The 13,975-nt window shown below is 70.3% G+C and carries 12 protein-coding genes and 1 pseudogene; 6 read left to right on the top strand and 7 right to left on the bottom strand.

Translation table 11 applies throughout. The annotated features are described in order from the left end of the window. Complete coding sequence (locus tag DMC64_RS25935; protein ID WP_125735636.1) at nt 1–957, top strand: alpha/beta hydrolase; 957 nt, start codon at nt 1–3, stop codon at nt 955–957. 84 nt (nt 958–1,041) lie between these two features. After that, nucleotides 1,042–1,338 (top strand): DUF1540 domain-containing protein, encoded by a 297-nt coding sequence (locus DMC64_RS25930; RefSeq protein WP_016331847.1) that lies wholly within the window; start codon nt 1,042–1,044, stop codon nt 1,336–1,338. Nucleotides 1,339–1,555: 217 nt separating this feature from the next. On the opposite strand, the gene DMC64_RS25925 is transcribed toward DMC64_RS25930, so the two are convergent. The 4 genes from DMC64_RS25925 to DMC64_RS25910 form a co-directional block, all read right to left on the bottom strand. Further along, nucleotides 1,556–2,224 (bottom strand): hypothetical protein, encoded by a 669-nt coding sequence (locus tag DMC64_RS25925; RefSeq protein ID WP_037346336.1) that lies wholly within the window; start codon nt 2,222–2,224, stop codon nt 1,556–1,558. Nucleotides 2,225–2,376: 152 nt separating this feature from the next. Then, nucleotides 2,377–4,557, bottom strand: coding sequence for an RICIN domain-containing protein (locus tag DMC64_RS25920; protein WP_125735635.1), 2,181 nt, complete (start codon nt 4,555–4,557; stop codon nt 2,377–2,379). Between the two features lie 160 nt (nt 4,558–4,717). Next, nucleotides 4,718–5,596 (bottom strand): AraC family transcriptional regulator, encoded by an 879-nt coding sequence (locus DMC64_RS25915; RefSeq protein ID WP_125735634.1) that lies wholly within the window; start codon nt 5,594–5,596, stop codon nt 4,718–4,720. Between the two features lie 18 nt (nt 5,597–5,614). After that, nucleotides 5,615–7,429: a glycoside hydrolase family 15 protein gene (locus DMC64_RS25910; RefSeq protein ID WP_125735633.1), complete on the bottom strand. Its 1,815-nt coding sequence runs from the start codon at nt 7,427–7,429 to the stop codon at nt 5,615–5,617. Between the two features lie 138 nt (nt 7,430–7,567). Here DMC64_RS25910 and DMC64_RS25905 point away from each other — a divergent pair, with 138 nt between their 5' ends. Next, the gene (locus DMC64_RS25905) at nt 7,568–8,875 is read left to right on the top strand and encodes an MFS transporter (protein WP_125735632.1); all 1,308 of its coding nucleotides are present in this window, start codon (nt 7,568–7,570) and stop codon (nt 8,873–8,875) included. A gap of 87 nt (nt 8,876–8,962) precedes the next feature. Here DMC64_RS25905 and DMC64_RS43320 read toward each other — a convergent pair. Further along, a pseudogene (locus DMC64_RS43320) lies at nt 8,963–9,202 on the bottom strand (ion channel); the annotation flags it as partial. Nucleotides 9,203–9,388: 186 nt separating this feature from the next. Beyond that, on the bottom strand, nt 9,389–12,034 hold the full coding sequence (locus tag DMC64_RS25895; RefSeq protein WP_370324767.1) for a LuxR C-terminal-related transcriptional regulator: 2,646 nt from the start codon (nt 12,032–12,034) through the stop codon (nt 9,389–9,391). Nucleotides 12,035–12,155: 121 nt separating this feature from the next. Here DMC64_RS25895 and DMC64_RS25890 point away from each other — a divergent pair, with 121 nt between their 5' ends. Together DMC64_RS25890 and DMC64_RS25885 are read left to right on the top strand one after the other, a co-directional pair. Further along, nucleotides 12,156–12,500 carry a hypothetical protein gene (locus DMC64_RS25890; RefSeq protein ID WP_125735808.1) on the top strand — a complete coding sequence of 115 codons (345 nt, stop codon included), beginning with the start codon at nt 12,156–12,158 and terminating at the stop codon, nt 12,498–12,500. Further along, on the top strand, nt 12,497–12,751 hold the full coding sequence (locus DMC64_RS25885) for a hypothetical protein (protein ID WP_233629808.1): 255 nt from the start codon (nt 12,497–12,499) through the stop codon (nt 12,749–12,751). The genes DMC64_RS25890 and DMC64_RS25885 overlap by 4 nt, the downstream gene beginning before the upstream one ends. Before the next feature lie 23 nt (nt 12,752–12,774). On the opposite strand, the gene DMC64_RS25880 is transcribed toward DMC64_RS25885, so the two are convergent. Continuing rightward, the gene (locus DMC64_RS25880; RefSeq protein WP_125735631.1) at nt 12,775–13,281 is read right to left on the bottom strand and encodes a DUF1269 domain-containing protein; all 507 of its coding nucleotides are present in this window, start codon (nt 13,279–13,281) and stop codon (nt 12,775–12,777) included. A 199-nt stretch (nt 13,282–13,480) separates the two neighbouring features. Between DMC64_RS25880 and DMC64_RS25875 the strand changes: the two genes are divergently transcribed. Further along, complete coding sequence (locus DMC64_RS25875) at nt 13,481–13,942, top strand: hypothetical protein (RefSeq protein ID WP_125735630.1); 462 nt, start codon at nt 13,481–13,483, stop codon at nt 13,940–13,942. The last annotated feature ends 33 nt before the right edge of the window (nt 13,943–13,975 follow it).

Below are 13,975 nucleotides of genomic sequence, written 5' to 3'. Positions count from 1 at the left end.
ATGGTGGAACCCGCATACGATCCCGAACTCGCCGCCGTCCTGCCCGCGCTGAAGGGCAACGTGCCGGTCGGCATGACGGCGGATCAGCTGGAGCGGTACCGGGCGTTGCCGTTCCCGACGATCGAAGAACAGATCGGCGATCGCCCGGTCACCTGGACCGATCACACGATCCCCGGATACGGCGGCGCGGAAATCACCGTTTCGGTCATCGCGCGCCGGGATCATCGCGGCGGCGGGCCGGGGATCTATCACGTGCACGGCGGCGGAATGGTGATGGGCGACCGGTTCGCGTCGGTGGGGCCGCTCGTCGAATGGGCGATGAAGTACGACGCCGTCTCGGTCACCGTCGAATTCCGCCGCGCGCCCGAACATCCGGATCCGGTGCCGGTGGAGGACTGCTACGCCGGCCTGGAGTGGATGGCCGCGCACGCGGACGAGCTGGGCTTCGACCCTGGCAAGCTGGTCGTCTTCGGCGGCAGCGGCGGAGGTGGCCTCGCCGCCGGGGTCACGCTGCTGGCGCGCGACCGCGGCGGGCCGGCGCTGTGCGGCCAGCTGCTCCAGTGCCCGATGATCGACGACCGGAACGACACCGGGTCCGCGCGCCGGTACGACGGCGTCGGCGTCTGGGATCGGACGAGCAACCTGACGGCGTGGACGATGGTCCTCGGCGACCGGCGAGGCGGCCCCGACGTCTCCCCGTATGCCGCCCCGGCCCGCGCGACGGATCTCGGCGGACTGCCGCCGACGTTCATCGACGTCGCCGCCGCCGAGGTGTTCCGCGACGAGGCCGTGGCCTACGCGAGCGCGATCTGGGCGGCCGGGGGAGAGGCGGAATTGCACGTCTGGGGCGGCGCGTTCCACGGCTTTTACGATCTCGCACCGGAAACGGCCGTCGCCCGATCGTGTCTCGCCGCCCGCGATTCCTGGCTGGACCGGCTGCTCGCCGGACGTGAATGAATTTCCCCGAATTGCCGCCGCATCGGGCCGGTGTAACCCTGGTCATACCGAACGACACCACCACCACGAAGTACAGGAGTCGTTATGACCACCACCGAAATGCCCGCCGTCCACGAATGCACGGTCAGCGGATGTTCGTACAACCACGACGGCTGTCACGCTTTCGCCATCACGGTGGGCGGCGGCAATGGTTCGGCCGATTGCGGAACGTTCGTCCCGCTCAATACCAAGGGCGGACTCGATCGAGTGACCGCGCAGGTGGGCGCCTGCTCCCGGTCCGACTGTCGCCACAATTCCGCACTGGAATGCACCGCTTCGAGTGTCCGGGTGGGACCGGGCGAGGGTGACCACGCCGCCAACTGCCTGACCTACGCGCCTTAGCCGCTTGGGGACGGAGTTCATGTCGCGAAAGCCACTTTCGGGACGTCTGAGGTCCCCAAAGTGGCTTTCGCGACGTGCCCGGCGGCATCGACTCAACCCGGAACTCGCGTGATTGAAGACGTAACTCGCGTGATGGAAAGCGGAACTCGTGAGTTCCGGCTTCGATCACGCGAGTGCGGCTCCCGATCACGCGAGTTCCGTGTCGGCGCACGGGCCGTCAGGCGCCGGGCTGGTCGCAGCTCGCGGCGTCGGTGCCCAGCACTGGGTCGGTCACCGGACGGCTCGTGATCGGGATGGTCTTCTGCGTGGTCAGCGCGCCGTCGCGAAGGGTGTAGACGGTGCGGGTGCCCGAATAGGTGAGCGGGTCGGCGCCGACGTCGTCGGCCTCGGCCGCGACGGTTTCGAAGGTGCGGCCGCCGCCGTCGAGCGGGGTGCACTGGTAACCCAGGTGGGCGGCGATGCCACCGCCTTCGGCGACCGACAGCGGCTTGTCGTCGTCGCCGACGACCTGGGCGAGGTTGCGGCCGTCGTAGTGCAGCGCGGTGAAGAACGTGGTGTTGGCGCCGACGGACTGGGTGACGATCAGTTCCGCGCGGCCGTCCCCGTTGAGGTCGGTGACGCGCGGGGCCGCCAGCGGCACGGAGCTGTCGGCGCCCAGGTGGATCGACGTGAAGGTGCCGTGCACGGTGGCCGAGATGACCTGGTCGTCGGGTCCGGTGAGCTGCGCGGTGACGGTCTCGATCTCCCCGTCGCCGTCGAGGTCGGCCACGGTGGTGACCGGGTCGGCGGAAGCCGGGCTCGCCAGCGCCGGGACGATGGCAGCCAGGCTCAGCGCCGCGACGACGCCCGTGATGGTGGTGGTGCGGATGATGCCGGTGTGCTTCATGGTGTTCTCCCTCCCACGCTCTCGGTGAACTTTTCACCGAAAGTGTTCTCATGCAGGGAGACGGTTGCGGATCATGGACGTGCAGTGAGAGTGTGATGTGCCACACAAACGCAACCCGGTGGCCCGCCCCCGACGGAGCGGGCCACGCGGGGTCAGCCGATGGCCCACGCTTGCAGCGCGGAGCCCGTGTCGGCCCGTTGCGTCACGGCCGAACCGTCCGAAGTGGACGCCGTGGTCAGCAGCAGACCCGAGCGGACACTGGCGATCTTGTAGGTGCCGTTGGGCTGTTTCGTCGCGTTCCAGCGCTGGTTGGCCCCGCCGGTGCACGTCCATTGGATGACGCGCGCGCCCGCGGTGGTGGCCCCGCCTTCGACGTCGGCACACAGTTTCGAATGCGCGTTGGTCAGCGTGTAGGAGCCGTCGGACTGCCTGGTGAACAGCCACTTCTGGTTGGCGCCCTGGTTCGGCGTCCAGGTGACCAGCGGGGTTCCGGCGGCGGTCGACGAGTCCGGGTCGTCGAGGTTCTTGCCGGACGCGGCCAGGGTGTGGACGCCGTCGAGGGTGCCCACGCCGGCGTCGGTGAACTTCAGTGTCTGCTCGGCGGCGGTCCGGCCGCCGCCGACCGTGTTCCCGGTGGTGTCGGTCCAGGAGCGCAGCGGAGTGGTCTCCGCCAGGCGTGAGGTCTTGCCGGACAGGCCGAGCACGAGGCCGCTGTACCGGTTCACCAGCCGGAAGGACCCCTTGTCCACAGTGGACGGGATGACGAACCACTGCTGCCCGACCGTCGAAGCCGACGTCACGGTCGGTTTCGCGCCCCACGCCCGGCCCGCCTGCACGGTGTCGACGCCGAGGAGCTGGCCCGTGGCGGCGTTGGCGATGCGGTACGAGCCGTCGCCGTCGGAAGAGAACTGCCACGCCTCGCGGTCGGATCCGGTCGTGGCCGCGACCGACGTCGTCGCGGTTCCGGTGCCCTGCGCGAGAACCCGGCCGTCCCCGAGACCGATCCGGTACTTGCGCGAAGTGTCCACAGGGGACGGTGCGGGCGCCGACGAAGTGATGGTCTGCGTGGTGTACTCGCCGCCCGCGTTGTTCGAGCAGGCCACCGCGCAGTACGACCGGAACTGCTTGCCGATGATGGTCGAGTTCGTCTTGTTCGCCGCGTCGACGAACCAGCGGTACCACGACTGGTTGGTGTAGCTCCCGGTGTCGCCGATGAGACGCCATTTCTGCGTCGTCAGATCGTCGGTCACGTAGTAGCGCTGGGGCACGACGCTGTCCACGGCCTCCGGAGCGCCGATGTAGAGCCCGAGATGCGCGTTGTAGGCGATGTTCATGATGAACAGGTCCGACTTCTTCGGCAGCTGTCCCGCGGCGATCTGCTGGGTGACGTTGCCGGTGTTGGCCGGGTCGTAGTCGTCCGCGACGGGTGTGTAACCGGTGTCGCCCGCGGCGGACACAGGGACCATGTTGCTCTCGCGGCCGCCGACGCCGGGCTGGCTCCAGTCGCCGTCGAACCACTTCTGCCACGAGCCGGACGCCATCTTGGCCGAGATCGGCGAACGCGCGACGTGCGCCAGCCCGGTCATCGGGCCGCCCGCGCCGGCCTTCGGCACGATGCGCGAGCCGTAGTAGACGTAGAAATAGCCGGAAGCGGTGTCGACGAACAGGCGCGGGTCGCCGTCGCCGTAGTCGAACGTCTGATGCGGGAACGCCGCCGTGTCACCGCGTTTCGTGCTGTACGGCGAAGTGATCGCGTGGTCCTTGATGGTCCAGGTCTTGCCCTGGTCCTTCGAGACGGCCATGTCGATCGCGTCGTAGTGGGAGAACGAGTACGCGCCGAACGGTTCGGGGGTGAACTCGTTGTGGATCAGGCCGTACCAGTCGCCGGTGTCCGGATCGACCCAGGTACCGACGAGATCGCAGAAATTGCGCTGCGAATAACCCGACCCGGCGGGCGGATCGGTGGATTCCTTGCCGGTGGGGCTGTTGTTGCAGCGCCAGGTGGTGTCGTCGTTGCGGTCGGCGGGATTCGCCGGGTTCACCGCCGAACTGATCGGGTTCTTGGTGAAGCTGTCGAAATCGCGTCCGCTGTAGAAGTCCCATTCCCGCGGCTGGTCCGCGCCGTAGAGCGCGGCCGCCTGCTGGAAGTAGAACGTGCCGTCCTTGTCGACATAGGTACTCGCCGGGGTGTCGGTGGTCGGGCTGAACGACTTCTTGGCGTCGACCGTGATGGTGTACGTCGCGTCCGGCGGCGCGGCGTCGGACGACACCGGTACCACCGTGGTCGCCGCCACGGCCAAGGCCGCGGCGCCGAGAAGAGGCAGGGTCCGCATGACTCTCTCCCAAGGGTGACCCGCACCACAGTTGGCGGGGCGGTCGCCGATGCTATGAACGTTATTGCGCGTAAGTCAACGCTTTCAGTCAACTTCAAGCGTCGGTCATGCGCATATTGCGCGGAAAGTCCAAGCGGTCCGGTGCGGAAGTCCAAGGCGGTCAGTGGGGTACCAACGGCGGGTCGTCGGCCGGGGGAACGCGCGAACTCCAGCCGCCGGGGACGGCCTGGACGCGCGACTCGCGGAAGCGCGCGGGGGAGACGCCGGCCCGGCGGGTGAAGAGCCTGCTGAAGTAGGCGGCGTCCTCGTAACCGATCGCCTGCGCCACCTCCTGCACCGGCATCCGTGTGGTGGCGAGGAGTTCCTTGGCGCGGTTGAGGCGGAGGGTCAGCAGGTGATCCTTCAGCCCGGTCTCGGTGCTCCGGCGCACGGCGGTGCGGAGTTCGGGCAGCGTCATCCCGCGGCGGGCCGCGATCTCGGCGACGCTGAGCGGCAGCAGGGCGTCCTGCGCCAGCGCCTCCAGCAGGGGGCCGTCATCGGGGGTGCTGTCGGCGGCCCGCCGCAACGCCACCAGCAGATGATGCACGGCCGCCGAGGCGTCGACCTGGGCGAGCGGGCTGCCGCCGCGCGCGCAGCGCACGATCCGGCTCACGATGTCGCGCACGGCCTCGACGTCGCCCAGCGGCACCACCGGCGTCCCGGGCGTGACGTAACCGAGTTCGACATAGGCGTCCACGGCGCTGCCGTCGAAGTCGACGAAGCATTCTTCCCAGCCGTGCGCGGGGTCGGGCGCGTAGTGGTGCCCGACCCCGGGCACCAGCCACAGCAGCGCGGGCGCGACGACCTCCTGCCGTTCCCCGCCCGTCACGGCGAACCACCCGCGCCCCTTCGACACCACCACGGCCACGTAATGGTCGAGCACCCGCGGCCCGACGGCGGGCAGGACGCCGTGCTGCAGCCCGACCCCGAGGCACACCAGGCCCAGCCGTCGGTGCACGGCGGACGGTGTGAAGTACCGCATCCAGGTCCGGTAACCCATCCCCGCATCTTCGCGCAATCAGCCCAAAGCGGCGTCGAGGGTGACCGCCGCGTCGATCAGCGCGAGATGGGTGAAGGCCTGCGGGAAGTTGCCGAGCTGTTCACCGCTGGGCGCGATCTCCTCGGCGTAAAGGCCGACGTGGTTGGCGTAGGTCAGCATCTTCTCGAACGCCGCCCGCGCCTCGTCCAGCCTGCTCGCCCGGGTCAGCGCGTCGACGTAAGCGAAGCTGCACAAGGAGAAAGTGCCTTCCGTGCCCGCCAGGCCGTCCGGCGACGCGGCCGGGTCGTACCGGTGCACCAGGCTGTCGACGACCAGGTCCTTCCCGATCGCGTCGAGCGTCGAGAGCCAGAGCGGATCCCGCGAGGGGAGGAATCCGGTCCGGGGCATCCGCAGCAGCGACGCGTCCAGTTCGTCGCCGGTGTAGTGCTGGACGAACGCCTGTCTCGTCCGGTGCCAGCCCTGGTTCAGGATCTGGTCGTAGATGCTGTCGCGCTGCCACGTCCAGTCCTCGACCGGCGCGGGACGGCCGTGGGTGCTCGCCATCCGGAGGCCGCGGTCGAAGGCGACCCAGCTCATCAACCGGCCGTAGGTGAAGGACCGGCGGCCGCCCCTGGTCTCCCAGATGCCCTCTTCCGGCTGGTCCCAGTGTTCGCCGAGCCAGTCGAGCGCCGCGCGGACCGCGGTCCACCCGCGATGGGGCAGCTCGAAACCCGCCCGGTCGGCGGCGTAGACGCTGTCCATCGCCTCGCCGTAGATGTCCAGTTGCAGCTGCCCGGCCGCGTCGTTGCCGATCCGGACCGGGCTCGACCCGCGATAGCCGGACCAGTGCGGAAGGTCCTCCTCGCGGAGATCCGTCGCGCCGTCCACGCGGTAGAGCACGGCCAGCGGCCCGCCGTCCCCGGTGCCGCCTTCGCGGATCCGGTCGCCCAGCCAGCCGCCGAAGCGGGCGGCCTCTTCGGTGAAACCGAGCGCCAGCAGCGCGGAGACCGAGAACGACGCGTCCCGCACCCAGGTGTAGCGGTAATCCCAGTTCCGTTCCCCGCCGAGTTCCTCCGGCAGTCCGAGGGTCGGCGCGGCGACCAGCCCGCCGGTCGGCCGGTAGGTGAGCAGTTTCAGGGTGATCGCCGAGCGGGTCACGATCTCGCGCCAGCGGCCGCGGTAGGTGGAGCGGGCCAGCCACGAACGCCACCAGCCCACCGTGCCGTCGAACAGGGCGGTGAACTCGCGGAGCCGGATCTCCCGCGGCGGTTCCGCGGTGTCGGTCTCGAGGACGACGCCCCGGACCTGGCCCGCCGTGAGACTCAGCCGCAGATGCGCGTCGCCGCCTTCGAGCCGCGTCTCGGCCAGGTGCTCGTCGCCGGGTTCGCGGACCGGGTGCAACGTCAGCGACAGTTCGCTCGACACGAAGACGACGCCGTGCCCGAACGGGATCGCCTCGTGCGGACGACGGCCGTAGTCGAACCGCGGCGCGACCTCCATCTCGAAGGTGATGCTGCCCCGGACGCAGCGCACGAGACGGGCGATCCGGTGCCGGGCGGTCGCGGCGCCGTCATGCGGGGGCATGAAGTCGACCACCTCGCCGATCCCGTCCGCGCCGGAGAACCGGGTGATCAGGACCGCGGTGTCCGGGTGGTACATCTGCCTGCTCGTATGCGGCCCGCTCGGCCGGATCCGGAACCGGCCGCCGCGTTCGTCGTCGAGCAGCGCGCCGAAGACCGACGGCGCGTCGAAACGCGGACTGCAGAACCAGTCGATCGACCCGTCGGTGGTGACCAGCGCGGCGGTCTGCAGATCGCCGATCAGGCCGTGGTCGGCGATCGCGGTTTCGGGCATGGCGCCTCCTCGGGCATCGGGTGCGGTCGGTGATCACCGTCGTCCGGACGGATGGGCGCCGCCTCATCCGCCCGGGGTGAGGTGGCCGGGTGGCGGCCACGACACCGTGGTCGGCACCCCGACCGGAAGGCCACGCCGATGCTCGTGCCGCCCTTGGCCCTCGCCCAGTTCGTCGCCAGTTACGCGGCGACGACGATGACCGTGGCCGTGAGCGTGCTCGCCGCGGACCTCGGCACCACGGTGCTCGGCGTCCAGACGGCGATCACGTTGTTCACCCTCACCATGGCGGCGCTGATGGTGCCCGGCGGCAAACTGACCGACGTCCTGGGGCGCAAGCGATGTTTCGTCGCCGGCCTCGGCGTCTACGGCGCGGGCGCGCTGCTCGCCTCGGTCGCGCACGGGCCGGTGGCGCTGGTGCTGGGGTATTCCCTGCTGCAGGGCATCGGGTCGGCGCTGATGATCCCGCCGATCTACATCCTGGTGACCGTCGCCAGTCCCGACGTCGAGACGAGGGCCCGCCGGTTCGGCGTGATCTCCGGCGCCGGCGCGCTCGGCGCCGCCGCCGGTCCGCTCCTCGGCGGGCTGATCACGACATGGCTGGGCTGGCGGTCCTCGTTCCTCCTCCAGGTGCTGATCGTCGGCGTGATCGTCCTGCTGGCGCTGCGGATCGCGGAACCGCCGGAAACCCCCGCCCGCGCCCCGTTCGACGTCGGCGGTGCGGTGCTTTCGGCGGCGGGCCTGTTCTTCGTCGTGGCCGGTGTGCTGCGCCCGGCTTGGTTCCTCATCGGACTCGGCGCCGCGATCCTGGTCGCGTTCCACCTCCACATCCGCGCGCGGGAACGGGGCGGCCGCGAACCGCTGGTGTCCTCCGCGCTCTTCCGCGACCGCGTCACCCGGCTCGGCCTGATCACCCAGCACGTGCAATGGCTGGTCCTGCAGGGCTCGTTCTTCGTGATCGCCGTTTTCCTGCAACAGGCCCGCGGGTACGACGCGGTCGAAACCGGGCTGACGCTGACACCCGCCACGATCGGCATCCTCGCCGCTTCGGCGGCCGCGGGACGGATGGCCCGGCGGCACGCGCAACGCCGGCTGATCCGCGGTGGTTTCGTGCTCGCCATCGCCGGGCTGCTGCTCGTGCTCCTGCTGGTACGGGCGGATTCAGGGGTGGCGAGCGCCGTTCCGGGGCTGTTCCTGCTCGGTGCCGGGGTCGGGATCATGCTGACGGCGTCGGTGAACCTGGTCCAGTCGCGCAGCCCGGACGCGGCCCAGGGCGACATCTCGGGGGTCTCGCGCGGTGTGTCCAACCTGGGTTCTTCGGTGGGGACGGCGCTCGCGGGTTCCGTGCTGGCCGGGGCGGCCGGCCACGGCTTCGCCTGGGCACTCGCGACGATGACCGCGGCCGGGGTGATCGGCCTGATCGCCGCGGTGCTGCTGCCCGCGCGGTAGGTCCACTGTGGACGAACGCCGGTGCCGCACGGCGGTCACGATCACCCGCAGGGCGATGCTCAGCACCAGCAGGTTCGCCACCATCTGGATCATCACGAGGATCCGCGCCGTCGCCGAAACCGGCGCGATGTCCCCGAAACCGACCGTCGTGAACATGGTGACCGTGAAGTACAGGGCGTCGGTTCGCGTCAGCTCCGTGCCGAACGAACCGGGCCGGTCCTGCCCGAGCACGTAGTAGACGTCGGCGAACAGGAGCAGGAACAGCGGCACGACCAAGGCGAGCGCCTGGATCCCTTGCAGCGCCGGGAACGGCGAGCGCAGGATCATCCGCACCTCGCCGACGACGACCAGCACCACGATCGCGAGGCCGCCGGCGAAGGCGGCCACCGTCCAGGGACGCAGCCCTTGGTCGACGGGAAGCAGGTAGTACAGGCACAGCAACGCGGTGACGGTGAGCAGCGGCCGCAGCACCGCGAGATGGACGAACCGCCAGCCGGCCGCCATGATCTCTCCTCACGACTCGGTGTCCAGCAGGCCGCGCCGGAGCGCGATCGCCACGGCGTCACGTCTGCTGCGGACGTCGAGTTTCGCGTAGATGCCACGGACGTGGGTCTTGACGGTGTTCGGCGAAACCGTCAGATCCTGGGCGATCTCGTCGATCGAGCGCTGGGTCGGCAGCAGGCGCAGCACACTGCGTTCCCGTTCGGTCAGCGGCGCCGGCATCGGCGGAGTGCGCGACTCGCGGCGCCGGGCGAGCACTTGGGAGGCGAACCGCTCACCGCCGCCGAGTTTGCCCAGCCGCGCGGTCAGGAACGCGATGACGTCGGAAGGGGCGAACACGAACGGGAACCGGACGTCGCCGGGTTCGGCGGCGCGCAGGGCGTCGTCCAGCGACCGCACGGCCCGTTCCGGCGCACCGGCCGCGAGCGCCGCCCGCACGCCGATCAGCGACGCCTCGATCCCCGACCACGGCAACAGCATCGGCGCGCCGTCCTCCGACAGCGAGCGCAGCACGGCACTCGCCGCGCCCTGCCTGCCGAGCCGCAGCTGGGTGCGGGCCCGCATCAGCAGCAGTTCGCCCGAACCGGCGATGATCGGCTGGGCCCAGCGGAAGGTCTCCCGTGCCTGATCGGCCGCGCCGAGCCGCAGCGCCGCCCGGTGTTCCAGCACCGCGCACCACGCCGCGTGTTCGGCGGAGAAACTCCGCCCGGTGCCGAGCCGGGTGCGGGCGCGGCGCATCCTGCGCAGTCCCGAATGCCAGCCGCCGAGCTCGAATTCCGCCGCGCCACGCAGGGTTTCGGCGATCAGGCCCAGATTCGCGGCCGCGCGGGCAGGCGCGTCACCGAGCATCCGGCCGATCTGTTTCGCGTGTTCGACGCATTCGGTGGCCTCGCCGCGCAGCAAGGAGCCGTAAGCGAGTTGCGCGGACACCTGGGCGCCTTCGAGCGAGCGATGCGGGTCGTGTGCCGCGTGCCGGGCCTGCACCCGCCGGGCGAGCGCCTCCATTTCGCGGTAATCGCCCTCCGATCCGGCCAGTCCGCTCAGCGTGACAAGGCATTGCGTGGCCAGGAAATGGTGACGCGCGTTCCCGGCGGACTCGGCGACGCGAGCCAAAGCCGCCCGTGCGGAGGCACGATCACGGCGTGCGGTCAGCACACCCACCCGGTGCAGGGTCGCCAGCCCGTTGAGCCGGGTGTCCGCCGCCAGCTGCTCGTCGACCTGTTCCGCCGCGCGGACGGCCTGCGCCGGGCCGCGGTCGACCTGGGCCAGCCGGGATCGCACCAGTTGCCGCAACACGGTCAGCTCCGCCTCCGGTTCGGCGGGCCAGGCCGCGTCCGCGCAGCTCAGCTGCGACTCGGCCGACGTCGGTTCACCCCGTTCCAGATACAGCGCGGCCGAGACCAGCGCGAGCAGCGGAGAGGCCACGGCCCGCCGTTCGCCGAGGACGGCGAGCGCGAGCCGCAGGACGTTGTGCTCGCCGCCGAGGTACAGCGGCACCGCGTGGCGGCGCGAAAGTTCGCCGACGCGGGTGGTGTTCCCCGAACGGACGCTGTGCAGCAGCGCGGCGGCGGCCTGGTCGTGTTCGGCGAACCAGCGCGCCGCGGCCGCGTGCAGGGATCTCGTCCGGTCCGGATCCCGGCGCAGCAACTCGGCCCGGAGGTAGGTGCGCAGCAGGGGCGGGACCCGGTGGCGCGGCGGGGTTCCGCCGGTGTGGACCACGCGCGCGGGTTCGCCGAGTTCGCGCAGCAGCGCCTCCGCGTCCGGCCGGTCCGTCAACGCGGCCGCCAGCCCCGCCGGGACCTCGTCGCAGATGCTGATCGCGCGCAACAGATCCCGGTGGACGGCGGAGAGGGGAGCGAGCACCTCGTCGGTCAGGTAGTCGAGCACCGCCCGGTCCCGTCCGGCGAAGAAGTCGGCCAGATTTCCTTGACGTGCCGCCGAAGCGGCGGCGAGGCGCAGTCCGGCGGGCCAGCCGCCCGTCCTGCTCACGAGCAGCCCCACCTGATGGGGCGGGATGCCCGGCCCGATCGCCGCGATGAGGGCGTCGGCCTCCTCCGGCGAGAAGCGCAACCGGTCCACGCCCACTTCGACGAGCCCTCCCGCGACCCGGGCGCGCACCAGCGGCAGCGGTGGCTCCAGACGGCTCGAGACCACCAGCCGCAGCCCCGACGGCTGATGCCGCAGGAGCGCACGTACTCCGCGCCAGGTGCCGGGATGGGTGATCTCCTGCGCGTCGTCGAGGACGAGCAGGACGGGTTCGTCCACCGTGTCCAGCGCGTCGGCGATCGTCGCCAGGAACGCGGGATCCGTTCCGGGGGACTCGGGGACCGCCAGCGAGCGCAGGGGATTCCCCGCCGGGATCCGGTCGCAGCCGCACAGTGCTTCGAGGACCGCCGACCAGAAGAGCCGCTCGTCGTCGTCCTCCGCGTCGGCGGACACCCAGGCCACCGCGCCGCGGCGGCGGGCAGCCCATTCGGCGAGCAACACCGTCTTACCGAGACCCGCGGGTGCACCGACGAACACCAACGCGTGTTCTCCCGCTTCGTCGAGAGCGGCGAGCAAACGCGGCCGGGAAACGAGATCCGGGGGTGGATCGGGGATGGTCACCTTTGTCCTCGGAACCCGTCTTCGCGGCGGAATATGCTGATCCTGCATCATGCGCCAGCCTCCTTCGCGGTCAGTTTCACATCATCGGATCGGATACTGCCAGGCAATTCGGCGGTCTCACCCGCGCTGGGCGAGGAAAAGGGCGAGCGCACCCAGAATCGTGTGCCGCGTGATGGCCCGTGGAGATTGCCGGAGAAAAGGGAATGGCCGGAAACGGCCGACGTCGGTATTCGTCGCGACACAGTTCTTCTGGATCGGTCCCGCCGAGTTCGCGGTACTCGACCTGCTGGGGACCGGCCGGGTCGGGCCCGAGACGGGGTTCTTCTCGCTCGCCGTCCTGCTCGCCGCGCTGACCTCGGTGACCTCGATCCGGCTCGCCGCGCGGGCCGGTCTCGACCTGTTCGCCCGAATGCTCTTCCTGCCGTGGCACACCTGGTCTTCGATCATGGCGGCGGTCGACCTGGCGGTACTCGCCGCGGCCTGGTACCTGGCCGGGCGGGGAAAGGGGAACCGATGAGCCCGTTGGCCGGAATGAATTACGTCTTCCGGGGCAGTGGCCGAATCCCCGAACAGGCGAACCGGGCGGTAGACGATTTCCGGGGAATGTTCGTGGTCCCGGTCGGCCGCGAGCTGATCGTCTTCGGCACGGTGACCGAGCAAAGAAGCGTTTCGCGCATTCTGTGCGCACTCGAAGCGCTCGGGATGCGCGTGGACTCCGTGCACCGGGTCCGGGAACTGCCGTCGCGGGTTTTCCCGATCGCGCGGTGAATCGGGAAAACCCGCGGCCGGGATCAGAGCCGTTCGGGGAGGGCGAACTCGCCGAACGCGGCACGCAACCGCGTCTCTTCCTCGTCGGTGAGATTCGTGGTGACCAAGGCGGCCCCGGTCTCCTTGAACGGCTCGGCCACCCGGTCGAGCACGGCGCCGTCCGCCATCACGAACAACGCGGACGTGCCGGGCGTGACCTTGGCCCGGACCGCGGCGATGAAGTCGTCGTCGATGCCGACGCGGGAAAGCGAGCCGGTCAGCGCCCCGATCGCCGCGCCGACGGCCATTCCCAGCAGCGGCAACAGGAAGATCAGGCCGAACAGCAGTCCCCAGAACCCGCCGCCGAGCGCGCCGGCGCCGGTCAGCGAACCGAGGTCCTTGGTCTTCGGCTTCTTCCTGCCCTCCGGCCAGGTGACATAAGCCGCGTCGGCGATCTTGATGAGCTGTTGTTTCTGCAACCGTTCGAGCAGCGCGAGCGCGTTCTCCGCGCCGTCCGCGGTGGGAAAGGCCCATACGGTCAGCGAACTCATGGTGTGTCCTCCTCGGTCGGGATCGGTGCTCGGAGGCCGCACTGTGCTCCGGGCGGCGGCACCCCCGCATCGCCCGGGCGGGATGAGGCGGACCGGCGGGATCGCGGCCCTGATCTCACCTGGCGCGGGGGAGGCCGCCGTCACGGTGGACCGACCATGATCGCCCGGGTCCGCAGCCCCGCTTCCGAAAAGAGGGACCATGAGCGAAAGAGCGCATCACTGGACCACCACGGCGGGCACCGGCCCGTCGTCCCCGCCGGAACACGCCGCGAGGGTGTCGCGGCGATCGGGCTGGGTCTGGTTCGCCGCGTCGATCACCATCATGGCCGGCCTGTTCACCGCGGTGGAGGGACTGGTCGCGCTGTTCGAACAGAACTACTACCTGCTCGGCCCGTCGGGGCTGCTCGTCTTCGATCTCGGCGCCTGGGGCTGGATCCATCTGATCGTCGGGGTCCTCGCCGTGTTCGCGGGGAGCGCGTTGTTCACCGGGGCGCCGTGGGCCCGCGTCGTCACCGTCCTGCTCGCCGGGTTCAACGCGTTGGCGCAGCTGGTGTTCCTGTCCGCGTACCCGATCTGGGGCGTGGTCGTCATCGCCCTCGACGTCCTGGTGATCTGGGCCGTGCTCGTGCACGGGGACGAAACCTCGGACGAGCTCTGGTGACCCGCTGACCAGTACAGTCGTGGCCTCGCCGGG

Source organism: Amycolatopsis sp. WAC 04197, assembly GCF_003947475.1.
GTDB classification, from domain to species: domain Bacteria; phylum Actinomycetota; class Actinomycetes; order Mycobacteriales; family Pseudonocardiaceae; genus Amycolatopsis; species Amycolatopsis japonica.
This window is presented reverse-complemented; position numbering and strand designations above follow the sequence as displayed.

Coding starts and splice junctions, on each gene's coding strand:
- DMC64_RS25920 (WP_125735635.1), bottom strand. CDS start 4,557: ATGCGGACCCTGCCTCTTCTCGGCGCCGCGGCCTTGGCCGTGGCGGCG.
- DMC64_RS25915 (WP_125735634.1), bottom strand. CDS start 5,596: ATGGGTTACCGGACCTGGATGCGGTACTTCACACCGTCCGCCGTGCAC.
- DMC64_RS25880 (WP_125735631.1), bottom strand. CDS start 13,281: ATGAGTTCGCTGACCGTATGGGCCTTTCCCACCGCGGACGGCGCGGAG.
- DMC64_RS25885 (WP_233629808.1), top strand. CDS start 12,497: ATGAGCCCGTTGGCCGGAATGAATTACGTCTTCCGGGGCAGTGGCCGA.
- DMC64_RS25910 (WP_125735633.1), bottom strand. CDS start 7,429: ATGCCCGAAACCGCGATCGCCGACCACGGCCTGATCGGCGATCTGCAG.
- DMC64_RS25925 (WP_037346336.1), bottom strand. CDS start 2,224: ATGAAGCACACCGGCATCATCCGCACCACCACCATCACGGGCGTCGTC.
- DMC64_RS25875 (WP_125735630.1), top strand. CDS start 13,481: ATGAGCGAAAGAGCGCATCACTGGACCACCACGGCGGGCACCGGCCCG.
- DMC64_RS25935 (WP_125735636.1), top strand. CDS start 1: ATGGTGGAACCCGCATACGATCCCGAACTCGCCGCCGTCCTGCCCGCG.
- DMC64_RS25905 (WP_125735632.1), top strand. CDS start 7,568: ATGCTCGTGCCGCCCTTGGCCCTCGCCCAGTTCGTCGCCAGTTACGCG.
- DMC64_RS25930 (WP_016331847.1), top strand. CDS start 1,042: ATGACCACCACCGAAATGCCCGCCGTCCACGAATGCACGGTCAGCGGA.
- DMC64_RS25890 (WP_125735808.1), top strand. CDS start 12,156: ATGGCCCGTGGAGATTGCCGGAGAAAAGGGAATGGCCGGAAACGGCCG.
- DMC64_RS25895 (WP_370324767.1), bottom strand. CDS start 12,034: ATGATGCAGGATCAGCATATTCCGCCGCGAAGACGGGTTCCGAGGACA.